Raw genomic sequence first — 16,794 nt, 5'->3', positions numbered from 1 at the left:
ATCTCTCAAGAAAATATTTCAGCTAGCCATCCACGCAAGCTATATTTTTCATAGATATTTTCGCCAATGGCAATAAAAGCAGTACGTATAAAATCATCGGGTATTACCGGTGCCAGCCTATCAATTACCAGAATATTATCGGGATTATAAAAATCGTAAATTTTCACATCCATATTTGTAGTAATTAACTTCTTTTTTGCCCCCAGGCATTCAATAGTGCGCATGGTCAATCCAGTTTGACCAGGATGGTGTACGTCCACCAGTATCTTACTACGTTCGATTAACTCCAGCGTATCTGCAAAATTCAATGAGTTCCATTTCACATCATGCCAGGGAATCGATCGAAATTGCGGGTCAAAAATTTTTCTTATTGCAAAAACCCACTTGCTTTGATAAAAAAAATGGGCATAAAGGCGAATATCTGGTGCGACTCTCTTTGCCGCACTCCATATTTTTTGTACAACCGGATAACGATCTGAATGTATTGACCCGAGAAACAATAGGTCAACTTCCGTTTCTCGGCCTGCTCTATCCACTTTCCCTAGCGCCTCGTAGGCACGTGAATAAAACAACGGAAGATGCTTAATATTTTTGTTATCAACGGAATCGAAACGGTCAAAGCTGTATACCTTATCGAAATACGGCAATTTCTCATGGCTATTTTTGAAATTTTTCAAAGAATCCCATGTGTAGTATAAAAATCTTGCATTTGGCAACGCAGCCTTTAAAGCTAAGATTTTCCCGACAGGGAGCGCCTCGCCCTTGATAACAAACACCACATCGTAGGCAATGCTAGTGGCACGGCTGACAATTTTCTCAAAGTAATCGTTAACTACCTTGTTTACCAGTTCAGGACGAAAGCGGATCATTGCTTTCATGAGCGATGTAGAAGAAGGCCTGTCATCATACCAGTCGACTTTACAACCAGCGGCCTCCAATTCGCCTTGAATTTCTTTCTCATAGCCAAAAAAACTGGGGGCAATAAACAGCACGCGCTGACCTGTCTGCATCATGTTGACGACACCTGCTTTACTATACGTGCCGGAATGCCAACGACAGTCGCACCGACCGGCACGTCATCAACAACAACGGCATTCGCGCCCACGCGCGCATTGCTTCCAACCATTACAGGGCCAAGAATTTTTGCGCCAGCACCTAAGATAACGTTGTCGCCGATACTTGGACGAGATGCGGTGGAATAATCAAGATCAATCTCGCGAGCCCCCAAAGTCACGTTGTGATAAATCGTGGCATTATCCCCAATTCTATTCGCACCAATAACTGTTCCCTGAGTATGCGGAAAATACAAACCAGGACCAATTTCGCATCGTGCTGCAATTTCAAGACCAAACAGGACGAAATTTACAAGGCTGAATATTTTGGCCACAGGGGACAGCTTGCATTGTAAAAACCAGTGAGACAACCGGAATAGAACCACCGGCATGAAGCGCGGGGAAAACGAGCTCTTCAAGAGTCGGAAAAAAGTTGCTTCCTTTTCCAACTGTCCAGCGACCTGATATTGGCGCTTCAAATCCGCAAATAAAATTGCTTTCAAACTCATGACATCATCTTGCGTTTTTTCAACTCTTCATTAGCTTTGTCCAAGCCATCTTCCGGCAAAGGCTGCGAAAGAACCCAGTTCGCAAACTCCTCTATTCCTTGCTTCAGGGATATCTGTGGCTCGAATTTCAATTTCGATCTAATCTCGCTCAAGTCCGCATAACAGTGGCGAATGTCACCCAAGCGATATTGGCCCGTCACTACCGGTCTTATTTTCCCCTCGAAGGCATCTACAAGCATATTGGCAATCTCCAATACAGAGGTAGGTTCACCGGCACCAACGTTGAAAGTGCCTCCGTTCGCTGCCTCATTTAAAAGTGCGAGCTCAATTGCACGGACAACGTCGCTGACATGGACAAAATCACGACTTTCCTGCCCATCCTCAAAGATTGGCAGTGACATACCACGACGTATCCGCGTGGAAAAAATTGATAAAATTCCCGTATAAGGATTATTGAGTGACTGGCCAGCGCCATAAACATTCTGAAACCGCAAGATTGCTGTTCCGATGCCAAGTGAATCCCCAGCAATACGGATAAGATCCTCTTGTGCATATTTTGTCGCAGCGTAAATGGATGCCGGACTTGGCCGGGCCGCCTCTGGTGTCGCTATCGATGTTATGGAATTACCACATTGCGGGCAAACAGGATCCCATTGATGATTCTTCAACTGTGCAGCGCTTCTGGCTGCGGGATAAACGGTCCCGTGATTCTTGCACTCGTATGCCCCCTCACCATAAATAGATCTTGATGATGCGAGAACGATCTTCTTCACTGAGTGTGGAGTATTCGCCAACAAATCCAACAATTGGGCAGTTGCCTGACTATTGACATTATTATAATGTGAAATCTGATACATCGACTGTGCAGTGCCTGTTTCTGCAGCCAAATGAACTACGGCGTCTATGCCATTCAACACCGTTTTCAAGGCAGCCTGATCACATACGTCCCCGCGCACTATTTCCACATTCGCAAGCCCGAGTATTCGAGCATCCACGGCAGGAATCACACCGTGAATTTGCGGGCTCAAATTATCCAATATCCGAACGTTGTGCTGATTTACTTTCTGAAGAGAAAGCGCAAGATTCGTCCCGATAAATCCCAATCCGCCAGTAATAAGTATGTTCATAATAAAATTATCAATAAAAATATAATATCAGTTTATACCGATACTAAAATTAGTTAAAATCTATTTTCTTTTATCGAAAATATCAGCCTGGTTTCTCAGAGAAGAAATATGCGCCAAATATCTCATAAGATTAAAATATTTTTCTGGTCCAACGACATATAAAGCAAAGCGAAACATTTTCAAGATTATTTTGATTTGCAGGCCATAGGATTTCATGTCATGAAAATTATGTCTTTTTGCCGGGACATTGCCGCGCACCAGCAGATTATTTTTCATGGCAAATTTCTTTACCGGACCATTTTCCTCAAAAGGATTCTTGATCTCGGAAAATCTCTCCAAATACAATGCAGCGTAGAATCGTCGCAGCGCAGGAGTGATATAAATACCGTCATCAAAATAATCGAAACCATATTTTTGCTTACTATATTTCTCTGATTCCGCGGAAATCAACTTAGCAGCATAGATTTTGGCCAGCGGTTCAAAATCCGGGCGGCTTCCTGGCGCGAATCTATCTTGTTTTTGCGCAATCATTTCTGGCTTAGAAGCATTGAATGAGCTGAAATGAATAAATCGCAATGGCACATGGTCATTTACCACCCACGCACCATCTTTCAATGAAAGAGTTCTTTCATGCAGATTCCAAAATGCCAGATTCAATCCGACATCGTGCAGGATTTTTAGATTTGGAAAATATGACGGTGCCAAACTGACCCATTTTTGATCAACCGCAAGTCCGACTTGCGGCTCATAAAAGCCATGCTCAAGACAGCGGGCCGACCACCAATCGAGAAATCCAAACGCCTCGTCGCATTGTGAAACGCCAACAAAACCCAGATTGAAAGTCCCAAACTTCAAAAGCTCCAGATCATCGGGCTTACATCCATCAAGAATGGGAGTATTGCAATGTGGGGTTACCACAATGGGAGCATGCTCAAGTCCATCAAAAACAGGGATCAGAGGTGAAAAAATTTCAATGTCGGGATCCAAATATAGTACGGCGCTATATTTTTTGAGCAGCATTTTCAAAGCTGTCGGTTTAACATTTGTATTAAATTCGATAACATCGAAAGTAAAGGCCTTTTGATGAAAATCAGGTATTCCTAAATCCTCTGCCCAAATAACAGATATTCCCTCGCGGTCAACTTTGAAATCCGCATTTTTTCTATCCACTATGACGACATAAAAATCATGATCCGGATGATGCAATCGATATGAATCAAAAAGGACCAAAGCCTTGGCAATATAATTAATTGAACAAATTGTTACTGACGCGATCTTCTGCATTGCATAACCTTAAAATTTAACGAAGTGAAAATTCTGCCTGCAAACTGATCAGTAGGCTACTTGGTTCGATGTACGAAATGATTTATTGAAAAACATGAAAAATGGGAGCCCCCAAGTAACAGCCAAAAATCTGGTGAAGAAAAATATGCATCTTCAAAAAACAAATACCCAATTATTTGGCTTGAACATGGCAATAAAAATATTATTCTAAGCTCAAATATCTCGGTTGATCCTGCCATAGCATAAATAGAAAAGTCCGAAGCAATCCACTGCAGCTCGAATCAGCCATGCGATGGCAGCCCCTTCTAACCCACCCATTTTAACTAATAAAAATAGCAACGGGATATAAACAATAAATTCGGTAATATGTAATATTCCAGTTGGCTTGGCATATCCGAGCGCATGCAACGCAGTATAAGGCATATAAGCAATGCCGTTCACCAACACGCCCAATGACAGTATTAAAACCAATACCCAGGATTTATCTGCAAAATCAGCAGAAAGAAAATGCTTCATTAAAGGGTAAGCCAGAAGTGCGGCTGCAAGGCATAATAAAAACATAATAATTGATGTTATTTTTACGCCGCCGTTGAATGTGGCTCTTGCTGTTTTTGAATCAATAGTGAAATCTCTTGCTAGCCTTGGTAATAACGTGGCGCCAATTGCACCCGGCAATATCAGCATGCGGACGAGAAATTCAAATGGAACCGTATAATACGCGACCATTGTCGCGCCCAATAAATATGAAATAATAAATCGATCCATATTCACCAATAATGGACTAATCAAATTACTCGCAGTCATCCATATTCCGAATGAAAATAGTTTCTTTCTCATTCCAATATCGACAGTGCCTTTAGCAATATTTCCACAAGGGAGTTTACTAACCAAATACCAATATAAGACACAGCTCAGCAATCTTGCAAGAATGAGGAAGCTAGTAACTGCCAACAGACTTTTCCCATAAAAAAACACGCCAATCACGGGAAAGAAAAATATCGATACACCAAGAAAAATCTTCGCGACATTACTTGCAAAAAAATGCTCATACGCTTCGAGCGCCCCGCGTAGTCCAGAGCTCACAGTGGCAAGCGGAATACCCAAGGCCGCAATCAACAAACTATAGAAAGTTTCTTGTTGCAACGAGACGGATACATTCAGGCCTTTATAGCCAAGCGGATAAGAAGCAATAACAAGTATGAGAGCACCGGCCAATCCGGTTAGGAAGGTGAATTTCACTCCCATCTTAATTAAGCCAGGTATCTCGCCTAATCTTCCAGCTCCTAATGACGCAGCCACCTGTTGCGTGATTGCCCGCCCCAATCCGAAATCAAAAAGACTAAAATAACCAATAATCGCCCATAAAAGAGTAAGTATCCCAAATCTCTCAATTCCTAATTTATTCATCAGAAATGGGATAGTTACAGCACCAACAACTAGTGGAAGTCCAGCTCCAGCCAAATTCCATATTGTATTTTTACTAAGCGACATTTAAAAGTCCATAATTTATTTCCAATTTCAATTAAACAAAGAAATAATAATACCTCTTTGAAAAATCATAAATCTTCAACAGCAAATAATTTAAAAGCTATTTCACATTTCCAAATAACCGGCATCTAACCGCTCACCCGCAAGATAATTTGCACAATGCCAATTTCTGAGAAACATAATCAAATATACGAAAATGAACCATCATATTATAAATGTCGGGTATATTTGACGTTCTCAAGATTGACATAATCGTAAAGAATTTTCCCAAGTTGGCAATTCGCAGAAAGTTGCGATTAATTTCTCGCACGAGATAACTGAATAGCTTGGGCGCTTTGCCGGCAACGGATATTCCTGCGTAGTAATAGCAGTTACGATGGGCTTTTTAGAGATAACAGCGTTTGCCAGTATCGCTTCCGTGAATCCCGCCCAAGTGGTCTGGCCTTGTGCGGTCAGATGATACAAACCGCTCTTCTCCTGCCACCAGACATGTGAATCCTGGGCACTCGATGCCTGAGCCACTATATGCGCAGTTGTGTCTGCAATTGTCCGGCACCAGGTTGGCGCCCCGTGCTGGTCGCCAACGATGCGCAACTCGCTGCGGTCTTGGGCTAGCCGTAGCACCGTCAGCAGAAAATTTTTCCCCCGTGCGCCGTAGACCCAGCTGGTCCTCAAAATCAAATGTGGAATGCCTGCAGCCTGAATTGCCTGTTCTCCGGCCAGCTTGCTGCGTCCGTACACGTTGATCGGACAGGTGGGATCATTTTCTGTATATGGACTCGTCTTGCTGCCATCGAATACATAGTCCGTAGAGTAATGGATTATCGCTGCGCCCAGCTTGCGGGCCTCTTCCGCCATGACTCCAGGCGCCTCGCCATTGACGCGCATGGCTAGCTCGGATTCCGTCTCGGCTTTGTCCACCGCCGTATAGGCGGCCGGATTGACGATCAGATTTGGCTTGATCTCACGAATGACGTCCCGGACCTGGGTCAAATCCGATAAATCCATCTGATTGCGATCAAGAGAGATGATCTCACCAAGGCCTTGCAAGCTGCGCTCTAACTCATAGCCGACTTGGCCGGTTTTACCTGTGACGAGAATTTTCATGCAAAAACCTCTGCGTCAGCCAGTAATTTCCCGATCTGGTCCTTGCCTGATAACAACGGCGCTCCCTGAATCGGCCAGTCAATGCCAATGGCAGGATCGTTCCATAAAATGCTGCGTTCGAATTCAGGCGCCCAGTAGTCCGTAGTCTTGTACAGGAACTCAGCCGATTCGCTGGTGACCACGAAACCATGTGCAAATCCTTCAGGAATCCATAACTGGCGCTTGTTTTCCGCCGATAACGTCACGCCGACCCAATGCCCGAAAGTGGGTGAACTCTTACGCACATCAACCGCAACGTCAAATACCTCGCCGGCGACGACGCGCACCAGCTTGCCTTGCGGCTGACGGATCTGGTAATGCAGTCCGCGCAAGACATTTTTGGCGGATTTGGAATGATTGTCTTGAACAAAATTAACGCTGAGACCGGTTAATTCATTAAAACCGCGTTCATTGAAACTTTCGTAGAAGAAGCCGCGATCATCACCAAAAACCTTTGGTTCAAAAATCAATACTTCAGGAATATTTGTGGTTTGTACTTGCATATTTAAAACACCTTGTCTTTTAATAAGCCCAGCAGATATTGGCCATATCCGTTTTTCTTTAACGGCTGTGCCAATTGCTCTAGTTTCTCAGCATCGATGTATCCCTTGCGATAGGCAATCTCTTCCGGACAGGCTATTTTCAGGCCTTGACGATTTTCAATAGTGGCAATAAATTGCCCCGCTTCCAGTAACGATTCATGCGTACCAGTATCCAGCCAAGCCATGCCTCGCCCCATCAACTCGACGTTCAGACGATGTTGCTCGAGGTAGACGCGATTGACATCGGTAATCTCAAGCTCGCCGCGCGGCGATGGCTTGATGCCGGCAGCGATATCGCACACTTCGTTGTCGTAGAAATAGAGTCCGGTAACCGCGTAGTGAGATTTAGGCTGGGCAGGCTTTTCTTCGATGCTCACCGCGCGCCGCTGATCGTCAAACTCAACCACGCCATAGCGTTCCGGATCATGAACATGGTAGGCAAAGACTGTAGAGCCCTCAGTGCGTGCAGATGCTGCACGCAACTGACTCTCGAAATCGTGGCCATAATAAATGTTGTCGCCCAAAATTAAGGCGGATGGCGAGTCGCCGACGAATTCACGGCCGATAATGAACGCCTGTGCCAAACCATCCGGCGTCGGCTGCACAGCATAGCTGAGTTCGATTCCCCATTGCCGTCCGTCGCCCAGCAACTCTTTGAAACGCGGCGTGTCCTGCGGCGTCGAAATGATCAGAATCTCGCGTATCCCTGCCAGCATCAGCGTAGTCAGCGGATAGTAGATCATCGGCTTGTCATACACTGGCAGCAGCTGTTTGGAGACCGCCATCGTCACTGGATACAGACGTGTGCCGGAACCGCCAGCGAGAATAATTCCTTTACGGCTTTGCGAAATCGGCTCGTTCATTGGACACCCCCCTACCGAACTCTGGCGCTGCTCGTAATTTTGCTCAACCCACTTCAGATAATCGCCAGACTGGACATTTTTGACCCACTCCTGATTGTCCAGATACCACCGGACCGTCTTGCGAATGCCCGTATCGAAGGTTTCGAGCGGCTTCCAGCCAAGTTCGCGTTCAATCTTTCGCGCATCGATGGCGTAACGCCGGTCATGGCCAGGACGATCGGTAACATAAGTTATCTGGTCACGATAACTGCCAGCCGGCTTGGGGTCCAACTGGTCCAGGATGTCGCACAAGGTGTGCACCACTTCCAGATTGGCCTTCTCATTCCAGCCGCCAACGTTATATACCTCGCCCGGCTTGCCGGCCTCCAGCACCCGGCGAATCGCCGCGCAATGATCGCTCACGTAGAGCCAGTCGCGCACCTGTTGTCCATCGCCATAAATAGGTAGTGCTTTGCCGGCGCGCGCATTGGTGATGATCAAAGGAATCAGCTTTTCGGGAAAATGGTAGGAGCCGTAATTGTTGGAACAATTGGTGGTCAGCGTAGGCAGGCCGTAAGTATGATGATAGGAGCGGACCAGATGATCCGATGCAGCCTTCGATGCAGAATAAGGGCTATTAGGCGCGTACTGAGTCGTTTCGGTAAACGGCGCATCATCCGGACCCAGGGTGCCGTACACTTCGTCGGTTGAAACGTGCAGAAAACGAAAGGCTGCTTTCTCAGCTTCCGGCAGAGCCCCCCAGTATGCGCGCGTTGCTTCAAGCAAGCCGAAGGTGCCGTTGACATTAGTCTCCACAAAAGCGGCTGGTCCATGGATGGAGCGATCAACGTGGCTTTCCGCCGCAAAATGCACAATTGCGCGCGGCTTATGCTTGGCTAGCAAAGCAGCCACCTGAGCCGTATCGCCAATATCTCCTTGTACAAAGATATGGCGCGGATCCTGACGCAAACTCACCAGATTATTGATATTTCCAGCGTAAGTCAGCTTATCGAAATTGATCACTGGCTCGTCATTCTGCGCCAGCCAGTCCAGTACGAAATTGGAACCGATAAAGCCGGCTCCTCCAGTGATAAAAATCATGAGGTCATCCTAAATGCAGTGCAAAAATTAAAAGCGATATTTTATATTGATTATATTTTTGCAATATAAAAATATCTGAACAGTTCGAGATTATCCCCCATTATCCGTAGAAATCCGACCTTTGCAGCACATTTCGGATTAGTTCGGCCGAAAAGTCGGTGCAATTTCTATGCATTCATGCAAGTATTTTCTATCTAAATAACTGGAAATGATCGCGATGGGCAATTAGGACCACCTTTGCGACGGAAAGTGCCAAAAATCAACTTATCTCAATTACATAACCCCCGTGTGGCCGGAAAACCTTCAAAACATCTATCTCTGCGCTGAAACCTGCTACCGATCTACAATGGCAACCGTCAACCCGCCAATTCATACTTCCATTTATGCCAATCGTTAGTCCTTTGACATACGCCATCGGCGACCTGCAAGGCTGTTACCAAAGCCTGATAACCCTGATAGACAAGATCGAGGCGGCAACCCCTGGCGCCACATTCATTTTTGCCGGCGACCTGGTCAATCGCGGCCCGCAGTCTCTACAAACGCTGCGCCTGATACGCTCCCTGGGCGAACGCGCGCAGGCCGTGCTTGGCAACCACGACCTGCATCTGCTGGCCGCCGCCCATGGCATCCGCAAACTCCATCGCAGCGATACCTTGGATGAAATCCTGAATGCACCTGACCGGGAAGAGTTGCTTGATTGGCTAAGACGCCAGCCTCTGGCCCTATACCAGCAAGATCATTTATTCGTACACGCCGGCGTGCTGCCGCAATGGTCGGCGACGAAAACGTTGGCATTGGCCCAAGAAGTAGGCGACGTGCTGCAAGGACCTGACTGGATAGGCTTCTTGCGCGAGATGTACGGCAATCATCCCTTGCACTGGAACGATGAACTCAAAGGCAACGAACGCCTGCGTTGCATCGTCAACGCCCTGACACGCCTGCGCTTTTGCGACAAAGACGGAACGATGGAACTGGCGGCGAAGGAAAGCACTGGAATTTCCCTGCCCGGCTACCTGCCGTGGTTCGATGCGCCGCGGCGCCAGACGGAGGACGTCACCGTGGTGTTCGGACACTGGTCGACGCTGGGATTGATACAAAGGCCCAATCTGATCGGGCTCGATACCGGCTGCGTCTGGGGCGGCAAACTGACTGCCGTGCGCCTGGCCGACCGGGCGCTGCTGCAAGTGAGCTGCCCGCAAGCGCAACGGCCCGGTCAGCCCTGAAGCGGAAATGGCATCATGCCGCAGCGCTGACCCGCTCGGCCTGAGGCTGTTCCAATGCATCGGCAATCAAGGCTTGCGCAGTAGCGGCCAGCTGCCGCCGGTGTACGCCTGCGGTTTCGATCGGGGCCAGCTGGATCAGCTCGGCTTTCATCGGCTCGCCCTGCAAGATCGCGATCATGCTCTGCGCAAAAGTCATGTCGCCGATAAAATCCGCCGCCGGATGCAGCGCTCCTTGCGCATCCAGGTAGCGCAGCGCATATGGCTGCACCGGCACCTTGGCATCCAGCGCGGCTTCAAACAGGTTGGCATGAAACGGCAGCAATGCTCCTTGCGCTGCGGTGGTGCCTTCCGGGAAAAAAGCAACACGCTCGCCGGCCTGGATGCTCGTGACCAGCCCCTGGAAAATGCGCCGCACGTCGCGCTGCTTGCCGCGCGCGATAAAGATGGTGCCACCCTTCTCGCATAGCCACCCAAGCAGCGGCCAGTCGCGGATATCCGATTTGCCGACGAAACTGCAGGTCTGGATCGAGTTGATGACGAAAATGTCGAGCCAGGATACGTGATTGGCGACAATCAGCGCCCGCACTGCGGCGACACTGTCGCCAGGATTGCGCAAGGCGACTTCTACCCGGCAGATAGCCAGCAGTTCGACCGACCATTGGCGGATGCGCCAGCGCCGGCCTGTGGCATCGGCAAACGGAAACACCACCGCACAGGTCCACAGGCCGATCACCAGATGCAGCAGCACGCGCGTCAGGCGCCAGGCAAATTGCAGCCGCTTCATACGCGTTCGAACGTGATGTGTCCGGCCACGATCGTGGTCTTGACGCGTCCACTGAGTTCATACCCGAGGAATGGCGTGTGCTTGCCCTGGCTGGCCAGTTCTTTGGCGGCGACGGTCCAGCGCACCGCCGGATCGAACAGGCAGATATCGGCGACGCTGCCGACGGCCAGTTGGCCGGCCGGCAAGCCAGCCACGCGCGCAGCGTCAGTGGTGATTTTTGCCAGCGCACGGGTGAGGCGCTGCGGTGCTGCGTCGACGCATTCCTCGGCCCATTTCAAGGCCAGCGACAGCAGCAGTTCCAACCCAGTGGCGCCGGGCGTCGCTTCGCCAAACGGCAGCAGTTTCTCATCGTCGTCGACTGGCGTGTGATCCGAGCAGATGGCATCGATGGTGCCGTCCAGCAGCGCCTGGCGGATCGCATCGCGGTCACGCTGCGAACGGAACGGCGGCGTCATGCGCGCATTGGAATCGAAAAAGCCGATGTCGACATCCGTCATATGGATGTGGTGGGCGCCGACGTCGCAGCTGATCGGCAGGCCTTCTTTCTTGGCATTGCGTATCAGTTCCAAGCCTTCGGCGGAAGAAATCCGGCACAGGTGCACACGTGCGCCGGTGGAGCGGACCAGCTCGAAAATGGTCTGCAGCCGTATGGTTTCGGCCATGGTCGGCACGCCGGACAGGCCGAGCCGCGACGCAATCGGGCCGCTGTGGGCGATGCCGCCGGCGCCGAGGTAAGGATCTTGCGGACGCAGCCAGACGGTGTACGAAAAGGTGCGCGCATATTGCAGCGCGCGCAGCAGCACCGTGGTATCCAGTACCGGCTCTTCGGCCTGGGCGAAGCCGATGCAGCCGGCGTCGGTCAGCTCGGCCATCTCGGTCAGTTCCTGCCCCTTCAGCCCGACAGTCAGCGCGCCGAGCGGATAGACATGCGCCTGGTTCAGGCTCTTGGCGCGGTGCTTCAGCATTTCCACCAGGCCCGGTTCATCCAGCACCGGATCGGTATCCGGCGGACAGACCAGGCTGGTGACGCCGCCCTGCATCGCTGCCTGCATTTCCGATTCCAGCGTCGCCTTGTACTCATAGCCCGGCTCGCGCAGGCGCGCGCTCAGGTCCACCAGGCCGGGCGTCACCACCAGGCCGCTGGCGTCGATGGTTTTGTTGGCGGTGAAATCGGCAGGAGCGTTGCCGATGCCGACTATCTTGCCGGCGGCAATAAACAGATCTTGCTGTGCATCGATATTGTTTGCGGGGTCGATCAGACGGCCGTTTTTGATGTGAAGTTTCATCTGTAAATGTTATGGCGATTCAATAAATAATTATCTGGATAAAAACACGTAAACCAGCGACACCTTGAGCGCGATCCCCAGAAACGCTGTCATCCCCGCGAACGCTGGGCTCCAACTTGCTGAGTAAAATGGATTCCCGCCTTCGCGGGAATGACGCGACGTGGTTTATAACGGCCTATTTTAATTCCCAGCCAAAATGCTCATGACCGCCATCCGCACCGCAATGCCAAAAGTCACCTGCGGCAGGATCACCGCTTGCGCGCCGTCGGCCACTGCCGAGTCGATCTCGACACCGCGGTTCATCGGCCCCGGATGCATCACGATCGCATCCGGCTTGGCCAGCGCCAGCCGTTCCGGGGTCAGGCCGTAGCTCTTGAAAAACTCCTGTGCTGACGGCAGCAGCGCGCCGCTCATGCGTTCATTCTGCAAGCGCAGCATGATGATGACGTCGACGCCTTTCAGGCCTTCATTCATGTCGGTGAATACCCGCACGCCCATTTGCTCCAGGCCGCTCGGCAGCAAGGTCCGCGGTCCGATGGCGCGCACTTCCGGCACGCCCAGCGTAGTCAGGCCGTGGATGTCGGAACGCGCCACCCGGCTGTGCAGGATGTCGCCGACAATCGCCACCGTCAGGTTGCTGAAATCCTTCTTGTAGTGACGGATGGTGTACATGTCCAGCAAGCCCTGAGTCGGATGGGCGTGGCGGCCGTCGCCGGCATTGACCACGTGTACGTGGTGCTGCTTGGTATCGGTCAGGTGCTTGGCGATCAGGTAGGGTGCGCCGGATTGCGAGTGGCGCACCACGAACATGTCGGCGTGCATGGCCGACAGGTTGTCGATGGTGTCCAGCAGCGATTCGCCCTTGCTGGCGCTGGAGGCGGAGATGTTCAGGTTGATGACGTCGGCCGACAAGCGTTTGGAAGCAATCTCAAACGTGGTGCGGGTGCGGGTCGAATTTTCAAAGAACAAGTTGAACACGCTTTTGCCGCGCATCAGCGGCACTTTCTTGACATCGCGGTCGCTGACACCGACAAAGGAGGAAGCCGTATCCAGGATGTGCGTGACAACAGAAGTCGGCAGGCCCTCGATCGTCAGCAGATGCTGCAGTTCGCCGTTTTTATTGAGTTGAGGATTAAGCATTGGGTTGGATGTCTAAAGTGAAGCTGCCGTCGTCGGCGCGTTGAAGTTGTAGGGACTGGCCAGGCTGCAAGGTGACTGCATCGGCGACAAAATCCGCCGCCACCGGCAAATCGCGCTCGCCGCGGTCGATCAGCGCCGCCAGCATGATCTTTGCCGGGCGGCCGTAGTCGAACAGCTCGTTGATGGCGGCGCGCGTGGTGCGGCCGGTGTAGAGCACGTCGTCCACCAGCAGGATGGTGGCGCCGTTGACATCGAATGGAATCTGGGTCGGCTTGATATCGGTGCGCAAGCCTTTTTCGGAAAAATCGTCGCGATAGAAGGAGACGTCGATAAAGCCGAGCCGCTGCGCCGGATTCAGGTGCAAGGCCGCCACCAGGCGTTCGGCAATCCAGGCGCCGCCGGAATAGATGCCGATGACCGCCACATTGTCGGTCTGCGCCAGCGCGGCTTTTACTTTTGCCTCAAGCACCAGGTACAGCGCTTCGGCATCGAATTGGGGGGTGATAGTAGTCATTGCGTCTTCATCACAAAATCGAACAGGATCATTCAGATAAATCGTCAAAATACTGCTGCAAGATAATCGCGGCGGCCTGGTCGTCGATCACTTCTCCGCGCTGCTGCTTGATCACCGCCGACGAGTAACGCTCATCCACCAGCACCGTGGCGACTGCATAGCGGCCGTGCAGCTGATTGGCAAAGCGCTGGCAGCGCACGCTCATTTCATGCTCTGCGCCATCCGGATGCAGCGGCAAGCCGACCACGCACAGCACCGGTTGCCACTCCTTGATCAGCAGCGCGATTTCGGCGAACTTGCCGTCATTGGTCGCAGCGCTGATGACTTGCAAGGGCTGCGCCTGCTTCAACAGAGTATTGCCGACAGCCACGCCGATGCGCTTCAGGCCGAAATCGAAACCAAGCACCGTGCCTGTCAAACCGCTCATGCCAGGCTCCCGCGCATATTGCCGTTCAACTCACGCACGCCCGGATTCCGACGTCAGCATATACGGAGAAATACCGAGCAGATTGACAGCGGCGGCAAAACGCTCGGCGACCGGCAGGTCGAAAATGATCGCAGGATCAGCAGCCACCGTCAGCCAGCCGTTATGCACGATTTCACTTTCCAGCTGGCCCGCGCTCCAGCCCGAACACCCCAGGCTGACCAGGATTCGCTGCGGTCCGCCACCTTGGGCAACCTCTTCCAGCACATCCTTGGAGGTCGTCATGGCGATCTGTTCCGTCACTTTCAGCGTCGATGAATAGCTCTTGCCCGGCGTATGCAGCACAAAACCGCGCTCAACCTGGACCGGGCCGCCGAACATCACCGGCCGCTCGCCGATTGGATCGTCAAAGCCCAGTTCCGGATTGATTTCCAGCTTCAGGTCAATGCGCTCGAACAGCAGCTGCATGGTCATATCGGTAGGTTTATTGATCACCACGCCGAGGGCGCCGTTGGCATTATGCTCACATAAATACACCACGGTTCCGCCAAAAACCGGATCCAGCATGGAGGGCATTGCAATAAGGAAATGATTTGTCAGATTCAAAGAGGGAGAATCCGGGTCGCCCGATGCCTTCGCAGCGCTCTTGCGCGCGGGAGAATCGTCCGGAGTTGTATCTAGCTTGGCCATGGGCCGCATTTTATCAGTTTTAAACCGGCGCAAGCCGCTTTGCATACTGTTGCTTCTCGGGTAAAGTCGCTCGCAAGCCCGCCTCGGCGCTACCTCACGCGATTTTTATATAGACCGCCTCCATGCCCCAGTTTGAAAAATCCCTGGTCTGGTTTCGCCGCGACTTGCGCGTATTCGACCACGCCGCCCTGCATCACGCCTTAAAAACCAGCAGGGCCGTGTTCTGCGCGTTCGTCTTCGACACCGACATCCTGCAGCCTTTGCTGGATGCCGGCCTGACGGCTGACCGCCGCGTCGAATTCATCCGCGACAGCATCGTCGAACTGGATCGGGAACTGCGCAAGCTGGGCGGCAGCCTGATCGTGCGCCACGGCGCCGCTGCCGATGAGGTCCCGGCGCTGGCTGCCCAACTTGGCGTCGATGCCGTGTTCAGCAACCACGATTACGAACCGCAGGCTCGGCAACGCGATGCCAAGATCGCAAGCATCCTGGCCGCTGCCGGCCGCAGTTGGCACAGCTTCAAGGACCAGGTGATTTTTGAACAAGACGAAATCCTTACCCTGTCAGGACGGCCGTTTTCAGTATTCACGCCTTACAAGAACGCCTGGATGAAAAGATTGGCTGCGGCAGATGGACCTTTTTTCCTGAAGCCCTACCCGATCGAAAAGTACGCGGCGCGGCTGGCGTCGCCCGCGCCGGAGCATGGCATGATCCCCGGCCTGGCCGAACTCGGCTTCCAGGAAACCAATCTGCACGCCTTGAAAATCACACCTGGCATGTCCGGCGCAGCCAGTCTGCTGGAAGACTTCCTGCAGCGTATCGGCCGATACGAAGACGCCCGCAATTTCCCCGCGGTCAAAGGACCATCCTATCTCTCGGTGCATCTGCGTTTCGGCACCATATCGATCCGCACCCTGGCCCGCGCCGCGTATCAAATCCTGCATCAGGGCGCCGCCGCCAGCGGCGCAGCGGTATGGCTGTCGGAACTGGTGTGGCGCGATTTTTACTTCATGATCCTGTACCACCATCCGCATGTCGCACAACGCGCATTCAAGCCGGACTACGACGCCATCCCCTGGGAAAGCGGGCAGCATGCGCAGGCGCTGTTCCTGGCCTGGTGCGCCGGCCGCACCGGTTATCCGCTGGTGGATGCGGCGATGCTGCAGCTCAAGCAGAGTGGTTACATGCATAACCGCCTGCGCATGCTGGTTGCGTCTTTCCTGATAAAAGACCTGGGCGTCGACTGGCGTTGGGGAGAGCGCTACTTTGCCGAGCAGCTCAATGATTTCGACCTGGCCGCCAACAATGGCGGCTGGCAGTGGGCGGCGTCATCCGGCTGCGATGCACAGCCTTATTTCCGCATCTTCAATCCCATCACCCAATCCGAGAAATTCGATGCGGAGGGCAAATTCATCCGCCTCTACCTGCCCCAGTTGGCCGCTCTCGGCAACAGGCATATCCATGCGCCATGGCTGGCGCCTGCAAAAGACTTGCAGGATGCCGGCATCCGCCTGGGAGAAAATTACCCCCTGCCGCTGGTGCAGCACGATGAGGCGCGCAAGCTGACCTTGCAGCGTTATGCGGCGGTGAGAAAAGTAACTGAAGAGTGAGAAGGAAGCAACGGGGAGGAATTCCAGGGGCC

At 52.0% G+C, this 16,794-nt stretch carries 16 protein-coding genes and 1 pseudogene; 2 read left to right on the top strand and 15 right to left on the bottom strand.

What is annotated here, in order from left to right; translation table 11 throughout:
- Positions 1-5 precede the first annotated feature (5 nt).
- The 9 genes and pseudogenes from KHU30_RS22570 to rfbB all read right to left on the bottom strand — a co-directional run.
- A complete protein-coding gene (locus KHU30_RS22570) occupies positions 6-1,013 on the bottom strand; it encodes a CgeB family protein (protein WP_211444851.1) in 1,008 nt (335 codons plus the stop codon).
- Positions 1,010-1,561, bottom strand: a complete 552-nt coding sequence (locus tag KHU30_RS22565; RefSeq protein ID WP_211444850.1) for a serine O-acetyltransferase — start codon at positions 1,559-1,561, stop codon at positions 1,010-1,012. The genes KHU30_RS22570 and KHU30_RS22565 overlap by 4 nt, the downstream gene beginning before the upstream one ends.
- Positions 1,558-2,688, bottom strand: a complete 1,131-nt coding sequence (locus KHU30_RS22560) for an NAD-dependent epimerase/dehydratase family protein (protein ID WP_211444849.1) — start codon at positions 2,686-2,688, stop codon at positions 1,558-1,560. Before KHU30_RS22560 ends, KHU30_RS22565 begins: the two co-directional genes overlap by 4 nt.
- A gap of 60 nt (positions 2,689-2,748) precedes the next feature.
- The gene (locus KHU30_RS22555) at positions 2,749-3,972 is read right to left on the bottom strand and encodes a glycosyl transferase (protein ID WP_211444848.1); all 1,224 of its coding nucleotides are present in this window, start codon (positions 3,970-3,972) and stop codon (positions 2,749-2,751) included.
- A 213-nt stretch (positions 3,973-4,185) separates the two neighbouring features.
- Complete coding sequence (locus KHU30_RS22550; protein WP_211444847.1) at positions 4,186-5,463, bottom strand: flippase; 1,278 nt, start codon at positions 5,461-5,463, stop codon at positions 4,186-4,188.
- Positions 5,464-5,697: 234 nt separating this feature from the next.
- Positions 5,698-6,567, bottom strand: coding sequence for a dTDP-4-dehydrorhamnose reductase (rfbD, locus tag KHU30_RS22545; protein WP_211444846.1), 870 nt, complete (start codon positions 6,565-6,567; stop codon positions 5,698-5,700).
- Positions 6,564-7,109, bottom strand: coding sequence for a dTDP-4-dehydrorhamnose 3,5-epimerase (rfbC, locus tag KHU30_RS22540; protein WP_211444845.1), 546 nt, complete (start codon positions 7,107-7,109; stop codon positions 6,564-6,566). The genes rfbD and rfbC overlap by 4 nt, the downstream gene beginning before the upstream one ends.
- Before the next feature lie 2 nt (positions 7,110-7,111).
- The gene (gene rfbA, locus KHU30_RS22535; RefSeq protein WP_211444897.1) at positions 7,112-8,011 is read right to left on the bottom strand and encodes a glucose-1-phosphate thymidylyltransferase RfbA; all 900 of its coding nucleotides are present in this window, start codon (positions 8,009-8,011) and stop codon (positions 7,112-7,114) included.
- Positions 8,012-8,035: 24 nt separating this feature from the next.
- Positions 8,036-9,091: pseudogene (rfbB, locus tag KHU30_RS22530) on the bottom strand (dTDP-glucose 4,6-dehydratase); the annotation flags it as partial.
- Positions 9,092-9,474: 383 nt separating this feature from the next.
- Between rfbB and KHU30_RS22525 the strand changes: the two are divergent.
- On the top strand, positions 9,475-10,314 hold the full coding sequence (locus KHU30_RS22525) for a symmetrical bis(5'-nucleosyl)-tetraphosphatase (protein WP_211444844.1): 840 nt from the start codon (positions 9,475-9,477) through the stop codon (positions 10,312-10,314).
- Between the two features lie 13 nt (positions 10,315-10,327).
- Here KHU30_RS22525 and KHU30_RS22520 read toward each other — a convergent pair whose 3' ends face one another.
- From KHU30_RS22520 to KHU30_RS22495, 6 genes are all read right to left on the bottom strand, one after another.
- Positions 10,328-11,098, bottom strand: coding sequence for a lysophospholipid acyltransferase family protein (locus tag KHU30_RS22520; protein ID WP_211444843.1), 771 nt, complete (start codon positions 11,096-11,098; stop codon positions 10,328-10,330).
- Entirely contained in the window at positions 11,095-12,384 is a 1,290-nt protein-coding gene (locus KHU30_RS22515) for a dihydroorotase (protein WP_211444842.1), read from the bottom strand. The genes KHU30_RS22520 and KHU30_RS22515 overlap by 4 nt, the downstream gene beginning before the upstream one ends.
- Before the next feature lie 180 nt (positions 12,385-12,564).
- A complete protein-coding gene (locus tag KHU30_RS22510) occupies positions 12,565-13,524 on the bottom strand; it encodes an aspartate carbamoyltransferase catalytic subunit (RefSeq protein WP_211444841.1) in 960 nt (319 codons plus the stop codon).
- The gene (gene pyrR / locus KHU30_RS22505; RefSeq protein ID WP_211444840.1) at positions 13,517-14,038 is read right to left on the bottom strand and encodes a bifunctional pyr operon transcriptional regulator/uracil phosphoribosyltransferase PyrR; all 522 of its coding nucleotides are present in this window, start codon (positions 14,036-14,038) and stop codon (positions 13,517-13,519) included. Before pyrR ends, KHU30_RS22510 begins: the two co-directional genes overlap by 8 nt.
- Positions 14,039-14,066: 28 nt before the next feature.
- Positions 14,067-14,465, bottom strand: coding sequence for a Holliday junction resolvase RuvX (ruvX, locus tag KHU30_RS22500; RefSeq protein WP_098495504.1), 399 nt, complete (start codon positions 14,463-14,465; stop codon positions 14,067-14,069).
- Positions 14,466-14,495: 30 nt separating this feature from the next.
- Positions 14,496-15,197, bottom strand: a complete 702-nt coding sequence (locus KHU30_RS22495) for a YqgE/AlgH family protein (protein ID WP_268906992.1) — start codon at positions 15,195-15,197, stop codon at positions 14,496-14,498.
- A gap of 77 nt (positions 15,198-15,274) precedes the next feature.
- Here KHU30_RS22495 and KHU30_RS22490 point away from each other — a divergent pair, with 77 nt between their 5' ends.
- A complete protein-coding gene (locus KHU30_RS22490; protein WP_211444839.1) occupies positions 15,275-16,762 on the top strand; it encodes a cryptochrome/photolyase family protein in 1,488 nt (495 codons plus the stop codon).
- Positions 16,763-16,794: the final 32 nt, after the last annotated feature.

Source organism: Collimonas humicola, assembly GCF_018304945.1.
Lineage (GTDB): Bacteria > Pseudomonadota > Gammaproteobacteria > Burkholderiales > Burkholderiaceae_D > Collimonas > Collimonas humicola.
The sequence above is the reverse complement of the archived record's forward strand: the minus strand, read 5'-3'. Positions and strand labels throughout refer to the sequence as shown.